Origin of the sequence: Xylanibacter muris, from assembly GCF_013166605.1 — a bacterium.
GTDB classification, from domain to species: Bacteria; Bacteroidota; Bacteroidia; order Bacteroidales; family Bacteroidaceae; genus Prevotella; species Prevotella muris.
On record NZ_JABKKF010000001.1, the window covers coordinates 292206 to 314972 of the forward strand.

12 protein-coding genes are annotated in these 22767 nt (G+C 45.7%); 9 read left to right on the forward strand and 3 right to left on the reverse strand.

What is annotated here, in order from left to right:
• The first annotated feature begins 2 nt into the window (after positions 1 to 2).
• The 9 genes from HPS56_RS01065 to HPS56_RS01105 all read left to right on the forward strand — a co-directional run bounded on the left by HPS56_RS01065 (position 3) and on the right by HPS56_RS01105 (position 17541).
• Positions 3 to 1568, forward strand: coding sequence for a RagB/SusD family nutrient uptake outer membrane protein (locus HPS56_RS01065; protein WP_172272531.1), 1566 nt, complete (start codon positions 3 to 5; stop codon positions 1566 to 1568).
• A 12-nt stretch (positions 1569 to 1580) separates the two neighbouring features.
• A complete protein-coding gene (locus tag HPS56_RS01070) occupies positions 1581 to 3344 on the forward strand; it encodes a fasciclin domain-containing protein (protein WP_172272534.1) in 1764 nt (587 codons plus the stop codon).
• Positions 3345 to 3359: 15 nt separating this feature from the next.
• Positions 3360 to 5174 (forward strand): hypothetical protein, encoded by a 1815-nt coding sequence (locus HPS56_RS01075; RefSeq protein WP_172272537.1) that lies wholly within the window; start codon positions 3360 to 3362, stop codon positions 5172 to 5174.
• Positions 5175 to 5194: 20 nt separating this feature from the next.
• Positions 5195 to 8314 carry a SusC/RagA family TonB-linked outer membrane protein gene (locus HPS56_RS01080; protein ID WP_172272540.1) on the forward strand — a complete coding sequence of 1040 codons (3120 nt, stop codon included), beginning with the start codon at positions 5195 to 5197 and terminating at the stop codon, positions 8312 to 8314.
• 8 nt (positions 8315 to 8322) lie between these two features.
• Positions 8323 to 10227, forward strand: coding sequence for a hypothetical protein (locus HPS56_RS01085; RefSeq protein ID WP_172272543.1), 1905 nt, complete (start codon positions 8323 to 8325; stop codon positions 10225 to 10227).
• Between the two features lie 106 nt (positions 10228 to 10333).
• Positions 10334 to 12601 carry a DUF4957 domain-containing protein gene (locus tag HPS56_RS01090; RefSeq protein WP_172272546.1) on the forward strand — a complete coding sequence of 756 codons (2268 nt, stop codon included), beginning with the start codon at positions 10334 to 10336 and terminating at the stop codon, positions 12599 to 12601.
• 343 nt (positions 12602 to 12944) lie between these two features.
• On the forward strand, positions 12945 to 15041 hold the full coding sequence (locus HPS56_RS01095) for a pectate lyase family protein (protein WP_216655742.1): 2097 nt from the start codon (positions 12945 to 12947) through the stop codon (positions 15039 to 15041).
• A 306-nt stretch (positions 15042 to 15347) separates the two neighbouring features.
• Positions 15348 to 15566 carry a cation transporter gene (locus HPS56_RS01100; RefSeq protein WP_172272549.1) on the forward strand — a complete coding sequence of 73 codons (219 nt, stop codon included), beginning with the start codon at positions 15348 to 15350 and terminating at the stop codon, positions 15564 to 15566.
• Between the two features lie 64 nt (positions 15567 to 15630).
• Positions 15631 to 17541: a heavy metal translocating P-type ATPase gene (locus HPS56_RS01105; RefSeq protein ID WP_172272552.1), complete on the forward strand. Its 1911-nt coding sequence runs from the start codon at positions 15631 to 15633 to the stop codon at positions 17539 to 17541.
• Between the two features lie 126 nt (positions 17542 to 17667).
• On the opposite strand, the gene HPS56_RS01110 is transcribed toward HPS56_RS01105, so the two are convergent.
• From HPS56_RS01110 to HPS56_RS01120, 3 genes are all read right to left on the reverse strand, one after another.
• Positions 17668 to 18354, reverse strand: coding sequence for a porin family protein (locus tag HPS56_RS01110; RefSeq protein WP_172272555.1), 687 nt, complete (start codon positions 18352 to 18354; stop codon positions 17668 to 17670).
• A 37-nt stretch (positions 18355 to 18391) separates the two neighbouring features.
• Complete coding sequence (locus HPS56_RS01115; protein ID WP_172272558.1) at positions 18392 to 19414, reverse strand: PD40 domain-containing protein; 1023 nt, start codon at positions 19412 to 19414, stop codon at positions 18392 to 18394.
• Positions 19415 to 20173: 759 nt separating this feature from the next.
• Positions 20174 to 22294: a leucine-rich repeat domain-containing protein gene (locus HPS56_RS01120; RefSeq protein ID WP_172272561.1), complete on the reverse strand. Its 2121-nt coding sequence runs from the start codon at positions 22292 to 22294 to the stop codon at positions 20174 to 20176.
• Between the last annotated feature and the right edge of the window lie 473 nt (positions 22295 to 22767).

A 22767-nucleotide genomic window follows, 5' to 3' on the forward strand; every position in this document is an offset into this window, starting at 1 on the left:
ATATGAAGACAATATATAAATATATAATAGGCGTTGCGGCAGTATGCAGTCTGGCATCATGTAATGATTTTTTGGAAATCTATCCGGAGAACTCATTGCCTGCAGATAAGTTCTGGGCAACGAAAGAGGATGTTGAGTCTGAACTGATGAACGGATACTATGTGTTGCGTAATTCGGTTATAGACAATCTCATCCCATGGGGTGAGTTCCGTTCGGGATGTCTCACAAACAGTCCGGGTACAGGAGCGAATGCACTTCAGAAATTTGAGATAAAATCTTCAAACAAGACATATTGCAGTTGGGCAAACATGTATCAGATAGTCAATACGGCCAACCTTGTGCTTGAGAATGCAGGCAAGGCTCAGGCCAATGACGACACCTACCGTCCGGAAGAGATGAATTCGCATTATTGTGAGGCCTACTTCCTGCGTGCGCTGGCATATTTCTATATCGTGCGCAACTGGCGTGAGGCGCCTCTTGCACTTAAGGCATACGATACAGATGAAGTGCCGTACGCTCTGCCTAAGTCTACCGATGAACAGATAATCGCACAGATAAAGAACGACCTCTACGAGGCGATACGTCTGGATGCGGCAAAGGAGGCTTTTGAAACGACATGGGAGACAAAGGGAAGGGCTACAAAGTGGGCCATATACGCCCTTATGGCCGATGTTTGTCTGTGGAACTCTGACTTCGACGAGGCTATTAAATATGCCGACATGATATTGGGGGCAACGTCAAACCGTGCACCGCGTTTCATGACAACGGCTACACATAACAGCTGGTTCTCGATGTTCAATCCCGGAAACAGTAACGAGAGCATCTTCGAGATGCAGTGGAGTCACGAGAGATACAGCGGTGGTGTGGCGCAGACAAACAACCTGCCCAATATTTTCCGCTCTACACAGAACAGCTCGTTCAGCCAGTATAAGATAAGCGATATTCTTAAAGAAGAGTTCGTTGCGGACTACACTGACATCAGCACGCGTTATCTGTTACAGCCGGACATGGCAGTGAGAACCCTTTACGGTTCTTATGTCGGTGATGGTTATCTGTGGAAATACAATGGAGGTACATCGCGTACCGATGAGCGCACCGAGACCTATTACGATCCCAACTTCATTATCTACCGCGTGGCAGACGTGATGCTTATGAAGGCGGAGGCCCTCGTGATGAGAAGTCTCGGAGGAAATGCCGCTGACTACAAGACCGCACTTGAGCTGGTGAACAAGATAAGGCTGCGCACAAACCTTAATCCGGATGAGACCATCACCGAAAACTCTGACGCATCGACAATTCTTCAGTATATCCTGAGCGAGCGTCTGAAAGAATTTGTGGGTGAGGGCAAATCATGGTATGATATGTTGCGTATGGGACATTATGCAAATTCAAACGGTATTGATTTCAAGACCACATTCCTTATCAGCAATGTTGTAAAATACAACAAAGCGTCGATTGAATCATGGTTCCGTTCGGTTCTAAGCAATGAGAACGCATGGTACTTACCGATAACCGACGAAGAGATTAAATACAACCAGAATCTGGTTCAGAATCCTTATTATATCTAAAACAGAACGAAAATGAAGAAGATATTATTTGTTTTCACAATACTGCTCTCGGCAATGGCATCATGCGATGACCCTAATGAAGGGGAGCTTTTCATCACCCCACCCGAGACAGAGGCTGAAATGTCTATCACAGATGTGCTTGAGACACAGCCGCAGACATATTCCATGTGGATTGAGTTCATGAAGTATGCCGACTTCTACAACGCCTTGAAGAATACCGACAGGGCTACTGTATTCTGTCCCGACAACGAGGCTGTGCTGGCTTTTCTTCAGGAAAAGGGAGTGGCTTCTATACAGGAGCTCGACAAGGAATATGCGAGGAATGTTGTGCGTACTCATATTATAAATGGCGAGAACATAAACGATTCCACTCTTAACCAAAAGGCTAAGGATAAGGAGATAATTCCTAACCAGACGCTGTTTAAATCGTATCTCAGCATGAGTTATGGATATCTGGTCACGGATGTTGATGATGCCGACCGTACAGACATCGTTTTCTGTCCGGATTCAATCTTCATCAACAATCAGGCTCGTTTGAAGAAATTCTCGGTTGTATGCAACAACGGTACGTTCTTCACTACCGGTGATGTGATTGTTCCGCTTACGGAGAACGTTGTGGAGAAACTGGAGCAGGATGGAAATTACGACATCTTTGCAGCAGCTATACGTGCAGATCATTATGCCGACTCGGTGGCAACGTTGGTAGCAGACACAACAGTGTCGCAGAACGGAAGCCTCACTATCACACAGCACCGTTTCACATGCTTTGCCGTGCCGGACGAGGTGTTCCGCGCAGCCGGTATCAATGATGTTCCGGGGCTTAAGCAGTGGCTTGTGACCAACGGAGAAGATAAGAATCCAGACAATGCTCTTACCGCATATCTTAAGTATCACTTCCTTAAACGTGAATATACTACAAGTGAGATATACAACTTCACATCTGAGGGTGAGACTCTTATATATGATACACAGCTTGAAGGCCAGGCTATTACAGCCGACATTGACGGCAGCAGAAAGATAGTGAACAAGACGCTTTCAATTCTGCGCAGCGATATCAGGGCGTGCAACGGATATATAAACAAGGTGGACGGAGTGATGCCTGTGTATCATCCGGAGCCTGTAAGGGTGCGTTGGGACTTCCTTAACGCTCCGGACATCATTGCCGCCGTGAATGCATACGGCGCGTCAAAAGGTATGGGTGAGTTGTTCTCTTCCACACGTCTTAGCAGCGGTGAGGTGAAAGTAGACCTCAGTGAGGACTACCGCGACGGTGAGAATGGTACCATAACCTCAATCACATACGAGGCCAACGAAAGCCGTGCCAGCTATGGTAACTACCGTAAGGTGGGATTCTATAAGGAGCAGTGGGAAAACAGCTCCAAGCCGGAGACACCGCGTCATGGTGCATACATGAACAATTATCTTTGTCTAAACCTCGGATATGCAGGATGGGCCCAGATGAACACACCAGTTATCATTGCCGGTAAGTATAAGGTCGTTCTGCATTATATAAAGGATATATCTCTTGTACAGCTTTATACCACAGGTACAATGACACGCTTCGATCTTGATGACAGCAAGTCTATTGTATATCTTTACAAGGGTGTGCCGAGAGCACCTCTCTATGAAACTATAGAGTCGACATTATGGAATCAGATTTCTTTTGAAGGCTCGACAAGCCATACATTCAAGGTGACGATGATGGACATCAATGCAAAAACGGCAAACTACTATCGTCAGATGCTTGATTACATAGAGTTTATACCAGTAGAATAAAAAAGATTTGAAGACATGAAGAAGTTCTTTATCATACCACTGCTTGCCGTATCGGCTCTTTTTGCGGTATCCTGCTCCGAATGGGATGACCACTTTGATGCGACTGGCATAAGCAGCACAGGAAAGGTGAATGTATATAACGGTGACATCATGAGCTACATGAAAGCCGCCTCAGACGTAAGCAAGATGTCTGCCATATATGAGCAGAACGGGATTTACGAAGGAAACAGTTCAGACAAGTCATATACGTTCATTGTGTGTGACGATGCCGATTTCGATGCCTCGGCCATTGACGACGCAGCTGTATTTGCAAAGTATTGTGTGGCGGATATGGAGATTTCACCATCTTTGCTCAAAGACGGTTTCGGCATAATGACACGTTCGGGCAAGAGTATATGGGTGCATGGCTCAGGAAACGATGTCAAGCTTGACAATTATTCGGTGAAGAAGACTGTAAAGACAGATAACGGATATGTATATTATGTTGACGGTATGTTGCCTGTACGTAAGTCCGTATACGAATATCTGATGAGCCTTGACGACCGCAATTACTCGATGTTCAAGAAACTCGTGGCCATGTATGATACTACATGGTTCGACCGTGAGCACAGTACGATTATCGGTGTGGGGCAGGATGGAAGCACCATCTATGACTCTGTGATTGTAGTGCGTAACACTCTTATGGACCGTTATACTTCAGACGGTCAGGAAGTATGGAATATGCGTGATGAGAATTATAACTCTACGATATTCATTCCTACCAATGCACAGATAACAAAGGCTATAAAAGATGCACGCGACAGTATTCCACAATGGCTCAACCGTGAGGCAACGGCGGCAGACTCGGCAAAGTTCAGTGAATGGATTGTCAAGGCCTGCTTCGTAGACCGCAAGCTTGCTCCGGAAGAAGTCGTTTCAAGTGCTTCTGATTTCAATTGTGTCGGAGGATATATGAAGATTATTGATGAGCAGGCAGACCGTATTACATACGAGAGTACCGATGCTGCTTATTGGCGCCCGTCGGTGCAGCATGCAAAAGCATCGGAGATGGTGCAGTTGAGTAACGGAAACGCCTATTTCCTTGATAATTTCAAGATTCCAAATCATGTTGTGATATATCGTGTGAAATCACGTATGTATGAGATATGGAACGCCTTGTCCGATCCGAAGAAGAAGGATTATTTTATATGGGCTAATCTTGTTGACCCGTTGGTGATAAATGACGCACAGGGATCGTTCTTCGGCAATACACAGCCTATGGGTGATTGGCCGGACGTGTTCTATAACATTATTGCTGCAATACCGTCGGAGGAAGCCGTGGAAAATGGACTGCCATGTAGCGTGACATTCACCGGTCTTGCATATAATGAGGATGATGAAACCGTTTATGAATGCAATTTGCCTGCCGGTGAGTATTATCTCCGGATGGGTTTTGTACACAGTCTTACATACGGTTTGAGCATATATTTCAATGATGACGCTGTTGTTACGGACATGCCGATGAAGACTACCGGATCCAATTATCATTTCGACCGTAGCGGTGCGAGTGACGCTCCTGTTTACGGAACAACCTATCAAACCGGTTTTCCCGAGGGATTCAAGCCTTCGGAATGGGTTGAGACAAATGAAAATGCAAACCTGTATGATACAGACGGATGGACTGTCGGTGTGGTAAGACTGAAGAAAAGCGGAACATTCAAGATAAGAGTAAGTTCAAAGGATTTGAGCAGGATATGGGGAGTCTCAGGTAATGTGAATCGCGACAAGAACAATAAGAATCAGTTTATGATGTATCATTGGTGCTTGCGTCCTACTCCTAATAATTATTAAGATTATAGAATATAGAATATATGAAAAAACTTAATATATTTTTCGCAGCATGCTGTGTCGCTGCATCCGTATCGGCACAGGAAGTGACGGTAAAGAGCTGTATCAGGGCTACGGACGGTTCACCTGTCAGTGGAGCCATTGTCACAGTAAAAGGGCAGAAGAACACGGCATTGAGCGACCAGTCCGGATACTTTGAACTGAAATCAGATAATGTTCAAGGAGTTGTGACCATCAAGGCTGACGGGTATTATGAGAAAGTGCTGCCGCTGTCGTATATATATAATAAAGGTGGAAAGCAGTCTTTTGTCATCACCCTCGTTCCGGAAAACGAGTCTCTCTATTCACCGGAGGCTTCAAAGATGGAAAGCAAGGACTTTAGCGAGAAGAACAGTCTTGGAGCTGCCTTGCGTGACGGGATTGCCGGTATGCAGGTTGTTGAAAAGAGCGGTATGCCCGGTGAGGGAACGTATATCAATATCCGCGGTATCCACAGTTTTGTGGCAGAGAATCATCCGCTTGTAGTTATCAACGGCATTCCATATATGGGAAATACCAATGTCAGTGATGTCATCAACGGATATAGCCGTGATTTGCTATTCGGATATGATCCCAAGGACATACGTAGTGTGAAGGTTCTCAAAGGTGCCGAGGCAGCAGAGTGGGGCTCGCTTGGAAGTAATGGTGTAATACTTGTGGAGACACAGCAGGCCACATCAGACAATCTTGATACGAGAATCAGTTTCAGTGGCAACTACGGTCTTAATTTCAAGCGTGGCACGCTTCCCGTGCTTAATTCCACGGACTTCAGACGTTATTTCAACGACTTGGGCATGACCCGTTATTCAACAATCAGCCAGCTCGTCAACGATTATCCGTTCCTTTCAGAGAGCACTACTCCATATTCGTATCTTTTCACGGATAATACCAATTGGATGGATGAGATACAGGGAACGGGATTCACCACAGAGAATCTGTTCCGTGTAGAGGGTGGTGACGAGATAGCCAAATATAATATCTCTTTCGGCTACAACCGAAACGAAGGTACGCTCAAGAATACCAACAGCGACAAATATCATACGCTTATCAGTGCCAATGTGCTTGTAAGCCGTAAGGTTGATATCTTTGCAAATATAGGATTGAGCTATCTTACAGGCAATCTTAACAATGCAGGTATGGTGAACGAAACGAACCCAATGCTTTCCGCATATAGGAACATGCCGCTTTTGAGCGCATACGCGAAACAGGAGGACGGCAGTGTCCTGAGCATTCTGGCTCCCTATAATGCCTGGAATTCATGGAACTCACGTCCGGTATACTCATACGACAATGTTAGTAATCCGGTTGCCTTGGCCAATACTGTAAAGGGCAGCGATAAGATTTACGATGTGAACATGCATGCAGGTCTTAACTATAAGTGGAACGATTATCTGACCCTCACCGGTATGGTGAATCTTTATTATAACTATACGGAGGAGACAATGTTCATTCCGGGCGTGACGGACCGCACAATCGTCCCGCAGGTTTATGGTACAGGTCTGAATAAGGTTGGAAATGGCGTTACACATCAGTGGGTAAACACTTATCAGGTACATGGAAAGTACAGCCGTACATTCAATAATATCGATGAACTTAATGTGATGGCTTTCGGCCGTGTGATCACACGCAGTATGGAGGCTGATATTGCCGAAGGCTATAATACCGCCAACGATTTTTATCAGACATTGAACAACACACAGAATGAAAGAAACAGTTGGGGGCGTAATATAGAATGGAATTACTTGAGCCTCGGACTGAATGTTGATTATACCTATAACAGGCTTTTCAACGCATTTGCGGGTCTTACTGCCGATGGGACAAGCGCATCGGGTGCTGATGCAAGTCGCATAGGATTCTTTCCATTCGGTAAGTTTACTTTCATGGCTGCCAATACAGGCGTGTTGCCTTCATGGATGGATAAGCTTGATGTAAGTCTTGGAGGAAGCCTCTCCGGCAACAGCCGTTTCTCAAGCAATTATGGAAAGAACTACTATGAGAGCAGCAATCTGTTTGACATAGGTTCCATTGTGCGTTCAAATGTTCCTAACACTAAGCTGACATGGGAGAAGAAGGCACAGTTTGACTTAGGCCTCGACTTTGCAATGTTTGGCAACAAGGTTATGTTAGGTGTAGACTTGTTTGCGGCAAAGAGCTACGACCTGCTTCTTAACCGCGACATCTCTGAAGTATACGGTTCAAAACGTTATTATGACAATACGGGAGAGATATCGAGCAAAGGTGTTGAACTCTCTCTCCGTCTGAATCCTGTTCATACAAAAGATTTCGACTTCGTTGTTGCAGCCAATATGGCAACAGTTAAGAATGAAGTCAAAGACCTTGGAGGAGACAGGAGCTTGATAACGACCTATAAGGAGTTTAATGGCGATGATGCCATGACAATAATGTCTGTGGGCAGCAAGCCATACGAGTTCTACGGTTATAAGACAGCCGGTATTTATGCAACGACGGAAGAGGCCGTGAACTCAGGACTTGTAAATGCCGATGGAAAAGCCTATCAGGCCGGTGACGTTAGGTTTCTTGACGTGAGCGGTCCCGACGGAACACCTGACGGTATCATCAACGAGTATGACAGAGTCAGTCTCGGCAGCAGTATGCCTACGGTATTCGGTGGCGTGAATCTTATGTTCCGTTACAAACAGTTTACGCTTGGTGCTGATTTCGGCTATTCTATAGGCAATTATGTTTATAACGCCACACGCCGTCAGCTGGAGTCGATGTCATCGTTTGTAAATCAGTCTACCGCAGTTCTCAACAGATGGCAGGTGGAGGGGCAGAATGCCGAATTGCCGCGTGCCGCGTATGGCGACCCTTCCGGCAACAACAGTTTCTCTGACCGTTGGATAGAGAAGGGTGACTATCTTAAGCTGCGTAGTGTGAAATTGTCGTATGCTTTCAACAATCTCTTCTCTGTGATCCGTTCCGGAGATATCTATATCCAAGCTGACAACCTGTTCCGTCTTACAGACTATCTTGGCAGCGATCCGGAATTTGCTTATTCATACGATGAGAGCCTGCGTGGATTTGACTATGCGAAGCTTGCCATGCCGGTGACGGTTAAAATAGGATTTAACTTAAACTTCTAACACGTATTATGAAAAGACTAAAATTTGCTTGGGCGGCAGTCATTATGGGAGCTATGGCATTCACAACCGTATCATGTGACGACTTCTTTGATACCGACCCGAAAGATATAATAAATGAAGACGACTATATCGAGAAAGACGATGAGATGTATAAAGGTTTCCTCGGAATTGTAAGCCGTATGCAGGAGGCCGGTGATCACAGTATATTCCTGACCGATACACGGTGCAACGTGATTGAGACAACAGAGAATGCTCCGATGGCTCTTCAGAATATATTCAACTTTGAGACAACTGTAGACAACGAGTATGCCGATCCTACATGTTATTATTCCATCGTGGTGGCATGCAACGACTACTTCAACAAGATGACGGAGTATCACCGTAATGTGGGCGGTATGAGTGAGCTTTCCGAGACTAACTTCAGGGCTCTTCTCAGTATGGCCATACGTCTTAAGGTATGGGCTTATCTGAAACTCGGAAGCATCTATGGTCAGGCTTACTGGTTTGACGATCCCCTGACTGAAATGAAAGACCTTGCCGATACTGATGTCTTTACAAAGTGTGATATGGGGCAGTTGGCGACCAAGGCAATAGATCTGCTCAACAACGGTGTCGACATCGACGGTGTTCATATCGACAGTGATGTGAACATGAACTGGGCTATATGGCTTGATGAGGAGATACAAAACGAGAGTGAGTATGCCAAATGGTATTATATGGTTCCTCCGCGTGTGCTTCTCGAGGCCGAGATGCGTTCGTGGCGGGCAAGCTATGTGCCGGAGGAAACCGCACAGGGTGACTGGCTGTGGATCCGTGACAACCTTCTGCGCTACATGCACAATATCCACAAATGTCCGGTGGGATTCTCGCTTACCCCTCTGTTTGACTTTTCTGATCCCAACAACATAGATTGGAAGCGTGCCAATATCATCTATCAGATGAATTCATACCTTGCAAGTGGTGTGCGTGACGAGTATTATCCCTATTTGCTCCTGTTTGCTTCAGAGGAAGTGGGACTGAAAACACAGAATGTGAGCAGTATCATGTATGACTATACAAATCATCAGCGTAACCGTCTTGTACAGTATTTCTGTCCTGAATATCCGTCACCGGACTCATATTATCTGCGTCCGTCGGATTATGGAAAGAGTATCTTCAGTGAGACAGACCTGCGTGGTATGACACAGAAGATTGTAATGAATAACCTTGGCGGCAAAGACTGTATATCCAAGTACTATTATTTATATGAGCGTTCTGCAACGTCTTATAAATATATACGTACCAATATTTTTGAGATAGAGCCGGCCATACCTACATTCCGTGGTCATGACTTCCATTTCCTGCTTGCGGAGGCAGAGAATCATCTTGGCAACTGGGATATAGCAAACGCACTCCTCAACAACGGTCTTATGAGCCTCTTCAACGGACAGGATCTTACCGTACTGCCGGCTCATTGGAGTCAGGACTACGACACTTGGCTCGGGAATACCAAACAGCAGACGGCCACAGACAAAAACGGCAGTGATGTGAATCAGGGATCCGGTTATGGAAACATCGGTATCGTGGGTGCCATGCGCAGCACTGTATATGATCTCCCGACCGTTGACGAGAACGGTGAGATAACCTATCAGGGCAGAGTCATCACAGAGACTGAGCGTCGTGAGATATTTGACTGGGCTTTGGCTGATGAGTACCTTAAGGAGTTTGTTGCCGAGGGCAAGAGCTATAGTTTCCTTTGTAAGATTGGCGAGCGTTACGCCAGTGCCGTACGCGGCAACGATGTTGCGGGTGCGCGTGCCAACTTTGCCGCACGCATTGCCCCGAACCACCGTCGTGCCGGTGGAAAGGTTGCAGGATACAACGATGGCATCAGCGACCTCGGTTACTTTATAAAATGGAATCTGAAAGACTGACCTGACAGAATAAAAAACAGGGCTCGCCCTTTATTGTCAAAGGACGGGCCTTGTAAATCATTAATTTAGAAACATTATTCAATTATTAATTTAAACAGTATCATTTATGAAAAAACTTTCCTTGATTGCTTTGGCCGCAATGACAATGTTGCCAAGCGCAATGAATGCCATTGAGCGCACTGACACGGTGACTTCAAAGAAGGAGTTCACTGAAGCGATTAATGCCGCCAATGCCGCTCAGGCAGGTGATGTGTTCAAGATTGTCTGCAAGTGGGATGCAAGTAATGTCTTGAATATTGGTAACGTTAAGCCGACTATGGCAGCCGGTAAACTTATAATCACTTCTGACCAGACTGAGTATGACAAGATGCCACAGATGCTTATAGGTTTCGACTGGGGCGGTGATTTGAAAGATGACGGGAATTTCGCTCTTATATTCGAGAATGTAGGTTTGCAGTACCGTTCAGGAAAAGAGGCGACGTCAGGACAGATTGTTTACTTCAACAAGAAGCATGCACAGATGGATTCCCTTATTGTGCGCAACTGCGATATCAGCAACTATCCCCGTACATTCTATCGTGCAGTGCCGAAGAGCTCGAATGCTGAAGACATAAAGAGTATCGGTAAGTTGGAAATGAGCAACTGTCGCGTTCATGACTGTAACATAAGCTCAGGCAACAACTGGGCCTGTGTCTATCCCGGACAGGCTGTGAATGAGGTTATTATCAGAGACAATATGTTCTACAATATGCCCTATTGTCAGGCTATATTCCAGATGGGCTATGCTTCTGAGGGTACAGGTACTACACCTACCATGTATTTTGAGAACAATACAGTGCTTCATGGTAAAGCAGCCGGTAACCGTTTCCAGGTTATCAATACAGGAAAGTATTTCGGTATCGCTTCTACATTCAATATCAACAATAATATTTTCCTTGCTCCGCAGGAAGGTGCATACGCTGATATTCTGAAGACAGGTGTTACAAAAGTAGGTGATGAGTCAAAGGGCGAAGAGGTGACAGAAATAGTCGGCTATACAGGTGATGCCAACATCCTTAACGCTTCAGGCGCTCTTGTATATGCCTCAAACAACGTTATCGACCCTGTATCATTCAAGACATTTGAGGCAAGTGCACCGGCTGACGGCAGTGAGGATATGTGGCTTGACACCAAATTTGAGAATGGCTTCACTCCTGAGGATGCCGGTTTCACTTCATGGGAAGAAGGCGTTGTGTTCCAGGATGCTGCAAGTTCTTTCTATTACGTTCGTAAGGACGCCAAATCTTACACTATGGGTATGAACGGAACTTATCTCGGCTCTGCAAATACATACGTTGAGAAATTCCCGACAAAGGCTACCGTGAATATCACAATCAACGGTCCGAAGTATATCACCTATACCGTCACTCCTGAAAAGGCTGTATACTATACAGACGATGAGGTGACAATCACTCTTAAGGACCACAACTCATTCTATCGTACATTCAATACATTCAAGGGATGGAGCGACGGCAGTGATGAGCTTACACGTACAGTGAAGCTTGATGGCGACCTCAACCTTACCGCTACATTCGAGAACGATAACAAGGTGGTTGCAGCGTTTGACTTCAGCAAAGTTACCGGAGGAAACATCGGAAGCTATGATTCTGACATTTATTTTGATATGAACGATACATATAAGGCAGTTATCAAAGCTGTTGTTTGTGACACAGCAACAACAAAGACAGCTCCGTTCCCAATGATTCCTGGAAACTTCCAGGGCCGTGCCGCCAAGTTCGGTGAGGATGCCGTAGCAATGCAGATGCCTATTCTTTCACGCCGTACTTCAAAGTTTGCAAAGAACGACGCACGCGACCATGCCGTTGTTGAGTTCTCTACAAAGAATGTTAAGGCCGTTGAGTTCTCCTGCTTCGTAGGTACGGACAACAATGCTGCCAAGGTACAGGCTCTTGACTATTCTCTCGACGGAGAGAACTGGACACGCATGAGCGAGGTTGAGATAGAGAACGGCAAGTGGTCTGAGCTCAAAGGCCAGCTTCCTGCAGAGCTTGAGAACCAGGAGAAGGTTTATGTACGTATTATAGGCGACCTCAAGAACGGTTATGTTATTTCAATGGATCCTGCAGGCGGTCTTGTTGACGAGAACGGTACTCCTATCGAGGGTGCGTACGAGAATGCCGATGCATTTGAATATATCGGCAACATCCTTATCAGCGGTGACACTTCAAAGATCGAGTCTGGCATAGTTAATGTAAATACCGACAATAAGACTTTTGATGAGAATGCTCCTGTTTACAACATGATGGGTATGAAGGTTGCCAAGGGCACAAAGGGTCTGCTCATCCAGAACGGCAAGAAGATTATCGTTAGATAATCCGGTAATATAATATGTGCATGTCATCCGTTGCATACGGACGGCATACGCAGATATAATGAAAACTCCCCGACAGCATAAAACGTTGTCGGGGAGTTTTTTGTCGTAATTCAACTTAAATAGTTAAATATTCCACCTTTGGTATGAGAATCTTTAGTTATCTTTGCAGAAGATAGGCGGCATCTCAGCAATTTGAAACAAGTTTTCATCGCGTTCGGTTTGCACTGTCTTTGCATTAAATAATGCTGTTCCCATTGATTTCAGGCAAAGCCTTATTACATTAAGTTTAAATAAAAAAACGATAAGATCTACGACAATACGAATTAAAAACCTATAATTGTTTATGAAATTAAAGACAACTCTTGCATTGGGTGCGCTGGCACTCACACTTTCCGGTGTCAGTCTTCCTGTTATGGCAGATGATGCTGTAGAGAAACTTCCGGCCTTTCCCGGAGCGGAGGGCTATGGCCGCTATGTCACAGGCGGCAGAGGCGGTAAGGTATATTGTGTGAAAAACCTTAACGATTCAGGTGACGGTTCGCTGCGTTGGGCGTTGAGCCAAAAGGGACCGAAAATAATTGTGTTTAAGGTTTCCGGAACAATTCATTTGAAATCTGGTCTCGGTATTTCTGCCAATACTACCATTGCCGGTCAAAGCGCTCCCGGTGACGGTATATGTGTGGCCGACTATCCTGTATCTGTTACAGGCAACAATGTCATTGTCCGCTATATGCGTTTTCGTTTGGGTAATAAATACGTTCAGCAGGACGGTGCAGACGGATGGGACGGGCTTAACGGTATGGACCGCGAGGGTATCATGATAGACCACTGTTCCGTCAGTTGGAGCATTGATGAGTGCTGTTCGTTTCTTGGCAACAAGAATACTACCGTGCAATGGTCGATAGTCTCACAGAGCCTTGTAAATTCAGGTCATTCCAAAGGCGCCCACGGCTATGGCGGAAACTGGGGCGGTTCCGGCGCATCTTTCCACCACAACCTGCTGGCGCATCACGGCAGTCGGACTCCGCGTCTTGGCCCGCGTCCAACCACACAGCTTGACGAACGCATGGATATGCGCAACAACGTTATATATAACTTCGGCGGCAACGGATGCTATGGCGGTGAGGGAATGAAGGTGAATATAGTGAACAACTATTATAAGCCGGGTCCGGGTTCACCTACAAACAACCGTGGCATGCGTATTGCCGGTGTGGGCATCCGTACATACAAGTATATACAGGATTTTCCCGCTTATGCTCCAGCCCTTCATCTTTGGGGAAAATTCTATGTTGACGGAAACGTGAACTCGAAATACTCACAGGTGACCGGTGACAACTGGACATACGGGATGTACAATCAGATTGATGCTTCCGGTTGCGACGGCACATACACTTCCGTGACAAAGGATACAATAAAGATTACAGAGCCTATACCTTTTGTTTACACTACCACACATTCTGCGGAGGACGCATACGAGAAAGTGCTTGCATACGCAGGTGCAAGTCTCAGACGCGACTCGCATGATGAGATGATTGTCAACGACACGCGTGACGGCAAGGCGTCCCACACGGGTTCAGGCCTGAGTAAAGGTTTTATAAACTCTCAGGATGACAACCGTCCGGCCGATGCTCCGGCCGACTGGAGTGCCTGGCCTGTGCTTGAGAGCAAGAACGCTCCCACAGATACAGACGGTGACGGTATTCCCGATATATATGAAGAGAATCATGGTCTTAATCCCGATGATCCGTCTGACGCCGCATCCATAGCATCAAACGGATACTCAAACATTGAGAATTATCTCAACGGCCTTGTCGCTACTATCACAAACTCGCAAGAACAGGGCGGAGAGAAACTTGGAGAAATACAGACAGTGGGTAGCGACCCCGTTCCTACCGAATATGAGCTTTCTCCTTTCACATGCTCTGATGACAATTGGGGATTTTCCAACGGTTTCAGCATAACCGTGGGCAACGGATATGCTACCGGCTCGGGCTGCGGAATAACGGGTATAAAATATTCACGTAATTCCACTTTTACTATCAACATCCCCGAAGGTGTGTCGATAACGAAGGCGGAATTTACCGGCTACAGCAATTCAGATACAGGCACGGCCTATCTTGAATTGTTCGGAACAGACACGTTTGCTGCCTCAGATTATGTGTTCCCTTCCAGAAAAGGCAGCAAGACAGCATCCTATACAGTGAATCTTTCCAAACCTGCCACCTCAACGCTTCCCATGCGCTATCGCGACAATCAGGTGGTGATGATAATAAAGTTGTTTACAGGCACGGCTTCCGGTGTGGAGAAAGTGACCACAGTTACAGTAGGAGACAAGCCGACAAGCATCTATACCCTCGACGGACGTCGCGTAAACGGTGATATAGAATTGCTTGGCAAAGGTATATATATTGTCAACGGCAGGAAAATATTTGTGAAGTGATACTCATTGCTATGTCGCAGGCTTTAGCGGCATATAATCTACATAAAAATGCTCCGTCTTATTAATAGATGGGGCATTTTATGTATTGTATCTGATGTAAGTATAGTGTGGTCCGGTGGGAATACGTACGGATCGATATGCAGGATATGTAATATGGCATGGAAATGTCGCGACAGCGGTAAATAAAGGCATGGCTCTGTTTTTTTCTTCTATTGCATGAAAATGCAACCTGTTTGCATTTGATTGATTGTATCTTTGCAGTCAGTAAACAATAAACGGGGAAACACCGATAAAAAAACAAAGAATATGAGCAAGACATTTAAGATTGAAGTAGATTGCGCCAATTGCGCGAATCTTGTGGAAGAAACCGCTAAGAAAGTGGAAGGTGTGAAAGATTTGTCCATCTCCTTTATGACACAGAAGATGAAAGTGACATTTGAAGACGGAACCGATGAAGACGCAGTGATGGCCAAAGTGCTTAAAGCTGCAAAGAAGATTGAGTCTGATTTCGAAATCATTTTATAGAAAGACAAAAATACGTCATGCCGGTTGATAAGAGTAGGATTATTACAGATAAAATATGAATGGAATGAACAAGAAACAACGTAATATGCTCGTGCGGATCATAATCGCATCGGCAATGACTGTCGCATTGCAGTTTATCGGTGTCGGTGGTTGGCTGAGGCTGGCCCTGTATGTTGCCGTATATCTGATAATAGGTTTCGATATCCTGCTGAAAGCCTGTAAAGGCATCATCAACGGGCGCGTGTTCGATGAGAATTTCCTCATGGCTGTCGCTACTGTTGGAGCGTTTGCCTTGGCTGTTTATGAAAGAAGCGGTGAATATATGGAGGCTGTTGCCGTGATGCTGTTTTACCAGGTCGGTGAGTTCTTCCAGAGTTACGCTGTAGGGAAAAGCCGCAGGAGCATAGCCGCGTTGATGGATATCCGCCCTGATTATGCAAACATAGAGAAGGATGGTGATATTGTCAGGGTTAGTCCGGATAAGGTGGAGATAGGACAGATAATAATTGTCCGGCCAGGAGAGAAAGTGCCTGTTGACGGTGTCGTCGTTTCCGGAGAATCTTCGCTTGATACATCCGCTTTGACTGGTGAGTCGTTGCCAAGGGAGGTTCACAGCGGCAATGAGGTGATTAGCGGTTGCATAAACATTTCCGGATTGTTAAAGATACGCACCACAAAAGATTTTGGCGATTCGACAGTCTCCAAGATACTTGAACTTGTAGAAGACTCCGCTTCAAGGAAATCGAAATCAGAGAATTTCATTTCCCGTTTTGCCCGTAGCTATACGCCTGCCGTATGCTATTGCGCTTTGGCACTTGCCCTGTTGCCTCCGGTGTTCCTGCTGTTGTTCAATGGTGCGGCCTTTGAGCTCGCTACTTTTGAGACATGGATTTACCGTGCGTTGGTATTCCTTGTCATAAGCTGTCCTTGTGCTTTGGTTGTCAGCATACCGCTTTCATTTTTTGCAGGAATCGGCGGGGCAAGCCGTGAAGGTGTGCTTGTTAAGGGTTCCAACGTTCTGGAGACACTGTCAAAAGTGAGGACAGTAGTATTTGATAAAACAGGTACTATGACACAAGGTGTGTTTGAGGTAAATGCTTTCCATGATCACAACGACATGGATATTGAATACAGCAAGACCCGGCTACTTGAGTATGCCGCCATTGTAGAGTCGTCATCGTCACATCCGATAGGTAAATCTCTTCTGCGTGCCTACGGTCACAATGTCGACCACAGCCGTATGAGTAATCTGCGTGAGATAGGCGGTTTGGGTGTCACTGCAGTGATTGACGGAAAGACAGTGGCTGCCGGTAATGAGAAACTGATGAAGAGTATCGGAGTCACTCCATGCCACTGCCATACAGCCGGGACTATTGTGCATATTGCCATTGACGGGGAATATTCCGGTCATATTGTTTTAGGCGACGTCGTCAAGCCCACTTCGGCCGAGGCTGTCGCAGACCTCCGTAAGTCAGGAGTGGCACAGACCGTCATGCTGACAGGAGACACCCATGCTGTTGCCGTGCAGACAGCCGAAAAACTTGGTATTGATAAGGTTTACAGTGATTTGCTTCCGGCCGATAAGGTGGCCCGACTTGAAACGATACTGAAAGTGTCTGAAGGAGACGGCAAGGTGGCCTTTGTCGGTGACGGTATAAACGATGCTCCTGTCCTGTCGCGTGCAGACCTCGGCATTGCAATGGGTGCGATGGGGAGCGATGCTGCAATCGAGGCGGCCGATGTTGTGCTTATGGATGATGATCCGATGAAAATAGGCAAGGCGATCCGTATATCCCGAAGATGTCTTCGGATTGTGTGGGAAAACATTATGATGGCATTGGGTGTCAAAGGTGTATGTCTGATACTTGGTGTCTTTGGCATAGTCAGTATGTGGCTTGCCGTTTTCGCTGATGTGGGTGTGATGATTTTGGCCGTGCTCAATGCCATACGTGCCATGTATGTAAGGAAAATATAAAATTCCAATATGCCTGATTTGTTTTCTGTCGACCGGAAAACCGTATTGTGGAATGCGGATGAAAATAAAAAAGTGACGCACCAATGACCGGTGCGTCACTTTTTTATCATTAAGTATTAAGCGTTTTTAGAAGTTGTAGCCAAGGCTGATCATCCAGTTTCTGTTCTTTACAGAAAAGTCGCCTTCGTAGCTTGAAGGAAGATCCTTGATGTTTGTCAGACCGAGTTGATATGCGAAGCCAAGATAATAGTGATTGCTGAACGTCACACCCGCACCGAACTGCAGACCGCAGTCGAAGCGCTTGTATCCTGCGCAGTCTTCGTCATCATAGCTTCCGAAGAAGTCATCTTCGGTGCTTCTACCGTTGTATTCGTATTTCACCTTTCCGCCTATACCGTATGCGAAATACGGACCTGCATTTATTTGAAGCTGGATAGCATCGCTGAAGTTATAGCGGTAAGAGGCAAGAATAGGAATCTCAAGATACATAGGTTTTGCTGTTTCCTTTTCCTCATCATCGAACTTGTAGCCCTTGTTCTGGAAGAACAGACCTGATTGGATGTAGAGGCTCTGCATCAAGGGGATGTCTGCTATTACGCCTACATGGAATGACGTGCGGCTTTCCGGAGATGCTGAAACTCCGTCCTCTGAGGCAGACATGTTCGCCATGTTCAGTCCTGCGCGGATACCGAATGTTATTCCCTGGTCGGCCTTCTCGGTTGAGAAGAATGACGATGATGAACTGCTGGCACGCTGTGCCGATGCAGTAAGTGAGCATACTGCACATACTGCAATCAATAAGATTTTTTTCATTTTTGTTGATTGATTTAATTAATAATTTATAAAAGGATTATAGGTTGAAATCCATTCTCCACACGTTGTATATTCTGTCGGCGGAGCCGCGTTGCGACAGGAAGAAAATGCTTCGTCCGTCAGGCGACCATATAGGCGAAAGGTCGTTTCCCGGGTGATATGTCAGCTGGGTGAGCTGGGTACCGTCGGTGCGTACGGCAAATATGTCAGTATTGTCTAATCCTTCCTTTTCCGATTTGCTGCTGCCTGTTATCAGAAGCCATTTCCCGTCCGGTGACAGTTGTGGGGTGGTGAAGCTTTTTCCTGGTTGTGTGAGTATCACTTCCTCAACGCCTGTTTCAAAGTTTATTCTCCATATCTCACTTTCATTCTTGTCGGTGAACCGTGCGCAGTATATAGTGTTTTTGTTTTCGGGAATAAGGCATGCCGTCATACCGCGTGAGTAGTTGGAGAAAAGATTGGTTTTACGGTCGTAGCTCCACAGACTGTAACTGGAGCGTCCTTCTCCTCGGTGGAAGAATATAGTGTTCCCGTCTTTGCTGATCACTCCACCGTAGTCATTGTCGCTGCCGTTTGAAACCTGTCTTACCACCGTGCCTTGGTTTGCGTCCACGAGATATATGCCCTGATGCCCGCCTCTTATTTCCGTGAAGCAAAGCGTGTTGCCGTCGGGGCTCCATGAGAATCCCTGGACGTTGGTGCGGAATGTGCGCTGGATGCTGGCCCCGCCTTTCGCCGCACTTTTAATCATCACGTTTGTGGTTTTGTTCTTCTCATTTATATAGCCTATCCGTTTGCCGTCGGGCGATATGGCAATCTGTGGTATCACCCACCAGTCAAGCACGCTCGTTTTCTTTGCTCCGAAGATGCTTGATGCCTTTGATACGAGTCCTCCGTTATAATCGGCCACATTGTCGGCGTCTTCGGTTATCTTCTCAAACTTCACACCGCCTTCTTCGGGAACGAAAACCACTGAATAGTCGAATTTGACTTTCTTTGCTCCGGAACCGGATGTCATGACCATGAGCGCCATGGTCGTAAAAAACAATTTTTTCATCATCTTTCCTATTGTTTGTTTATAAATAAAATGCGTATTATCATTGCTTCCGCCGCATGCCAAGGTAGCGCATGCGTAACAATATGACGGGCATCTGACACATTGAAGTGGCAATTGCCGCGTCATACAGGTGTGGGTATACAGTAATGACATGCCAGTGCTATACAGGCGTCATACTTGCATACTCATAGAAAAAACCTTTCATAATTGGCCGTTATTTAGGGGTTCTCTCTTGCAATATAAACACAGTGAGGCAAAAAAGAGGAGCGTATTCTTCCCAATTTCCTTATCGCCCCAAGGGAACGGCCAAGCACCCTGCATAAGATAAAAATAAAAGGAGAATACGCCCGAATATAGGCGCATCTAATCCCTTTATTCTCTTATGCTTCTCAATCATTGGCCGTTTTTGAGACGAGAATCAAGTTCATAAACACGTATTTCACTCAAATGCTCATTATTCATCCCGCAGAATGAACGATGCAAAGATACTCATTTTTTTTTATTAAATTTAAAAAACGGCTATAATTTTGTGTTTGTTCCTCATGTAAAAGTATTTTCAATGAATGAAGATTCGGTTTATTCATCCTGCTGTCGCCGCATATCCGGGCTTTGCGGAAAATCCGTTGTGGCAGTCTGCCGTGTGCCGGGCATGTGCCCGGACATCTGGTGATATGCGACAACAAGCAAAAAAGGGATAAATGTCCGAAATTGGAATTTATCCCTTTTTTGCTTGTTCACTTTTGTGATGCACAGAACGGACCGTTATTTAATATATGCCTTTACAGCCTTGCCGTCCTTGTGTATTACGTATATGCCTGGAGTAATATCTTCCTCAGCTACTCTCACACCCTGGAGATTATAGTATTTGACAGGTGTCTTGATACCGTTGCTTTCGATTTTGTCAACTCCGGATGTATTGACAGGCTCTATCTTTGCGAATATTTTCCAACCGGTTGCCGTCTTGTAGTCTTCAACGGATGTTTCCGGAACATATAGTGTGGCAGTTGCACAGTCTTCAAAAACATCGTCAGACAGACATGTCGGAGGAATGGTATTAAGGGATTTTATCTCTTTGAGACCGGTACAAGCATAGAATCCCATAAGCTCAACAGATTTTATTGTAGAGGGAAGCGTTATTGTTTCAAGGGCCGTACAACCGCTGAATGCCATCATTCCGATTCTCTCGATGCCTTCAGCCAAGTTTACAGACTTAAGGTTCTTGCAACCGTAGAACATGCTTCTTCCAAGTGACTTTATAGATCCGGGGACACTTATTTCTGTCAGATTCTCACATCCCCAGAAAGAAGAGCCTGTGCTTTCCACACCCTCGGGTATTATTACTGTTGTCAGGCTTACACAGTTGGCCATGGCCTGGTCGCCGAGTTCCTTAAGCGTTGAGGGCAGGGTGATGCTTGTCAAGGATTTAAATCCATAGAATGCGCGGCCTATTTTTGTCACGCCCTCCGGAACGACTATTTCTGTCGTTTCTGTTCCGTTGATATATACTTTGCCCCATTTGCTGGTGCTTGTCGGGAACACGTTGTAAAGAGGGTTGGCGTTGCCGTTATAGAACTCTATCGCGCACCATGCCTCAAGGTTCTCGATATAGAGGGATTTCAGATTTGCCAGATTGCGGAACGCGTCATTTCCGACAGTCTTGATTGATGCCGGGATATGTATTTCTGTAATGGCCCTGTTTGCATAGAATGCTCTTTCCATAATAGCCGTCACGGTATATGTGTTGCCGTTTGCTTCGATAGAAGCCGGGATGTCAATCTCCTTCATGTTGCCGAGGCATCCTGTGACGGTGGCCGTCTTTGTGTCATTGTCAAGGTCGTAAGTGATTCCGTTCACTGTCGCTGTTGTAGCATCTGCATACGGATCGTCCGTTGTCGGCTGTGTAAAGATGTTGTAGTCGAGGCTTATTTGGAAGCCGGACATTGTAAATCCTCTGTAAGAGCCGGCTCCGTTGGTGTCATAACCGATGAATACGTCAGTTTGGGCCTTGACGGTGGAAGAGTTGTCTGTGGCCGTGATGGTGAATGCAGGGTTGCGTGTAAGGCCTTCGGCTGTTCTGTTGAACATATAATAAACGTTCTTTATGTTACTTCCGTTTGTCGCCATGTTATGGCCTATAGGCTGCTCTGACTGTATTGTAGCGGTCTTGGATGTTGCGTTGAATGCCATCGGCACATTATAGAAATATCCGGCTGTAAGCGGGGTGTTGATGCCTACGATGCTGATCTTGTCATCTGCCGTTTTTGTGGCCAGCAACGGAAACTGATATGTATTTTCTTCCAGCTGGAATGTCATTTTTGCATTGGCCTCGTTGCCGTCGATATCGAGCATAAGGATAAGGCCGCCCTGCTGTCCCTCATATACCACTGTTCCGTAGACACCGTAGTTGAAAGTGACTTTGTTGCCGTCTACGGTTCCGATGATGGGGTCGTCTGAATAGCCGTCGCTTGCAGCCGCATGTATGGTGATGTCTCCGTAAGTGTTGCTTTTGCCTATGACCACACCGGTAGGTATTGTTATTGTTCCGGTGGAAGCGTCGTATGATGCCTTTACATTATATCCCTCGGCGAATCCCTCGAGTATGATTCCCTCACCGTCTGCAACGACATTGAAAAATCCGTTGAATTTGTCTTCCTGGTCGTTATATACAGTAATGAAACTCTTGCCGGTAATGCTTTCCGGGGCATTTCCGGCAGCTTTGGCGTTTGTTTTGAAGGCAAGTCTCTTCCCTGCCTTTTTCAGGACAGCCGGTTTGAGCTGTTGATGTCTTTCCTGCCTAAGTTGGCTGAAGTTCTTGATGTCTGTTGCTGCAGTGACAGAAAGTGTGAGTACAGCAAGTAGAGCAAGCGTAAAAATCTTTTTCATGCGCTATTTTAAATATGTTAAATTCGCAGCATTATATATTTATTTAAGGCATTGCGGGTGAAAAACAAAGTGTTTCTTAAACCGTTCCGCCATGAACATATATGTATTGTGCTGCGATAAAACAATACAATATGTTACTTTTTCGCTGCAAAAGTACTGTTTTTATTTTATTAACAAGTAATATTAAGTGTTGAAAATACAATTTTGTTGGCTAATTTTAACATTCTCGTCATGCCGTAGGGTTAATCTGCCGTATAATGTATACGGTGGCATATAATAGGTGTTTACATCTGCAAATATGACACAATGAGAAAGCAAATAATACATTAGATTCTCATCCACGAGTATGGACGCGCCAAAGGCGCGTCCATACTCGTGGATGGGCATTCTCGTTTACAGTCAGGTGTTTCTGCCGAATCCTGTCCCAAGTAGGGACATCGCTTTGCGATGTGTACGGTGTGTATAATGAATAA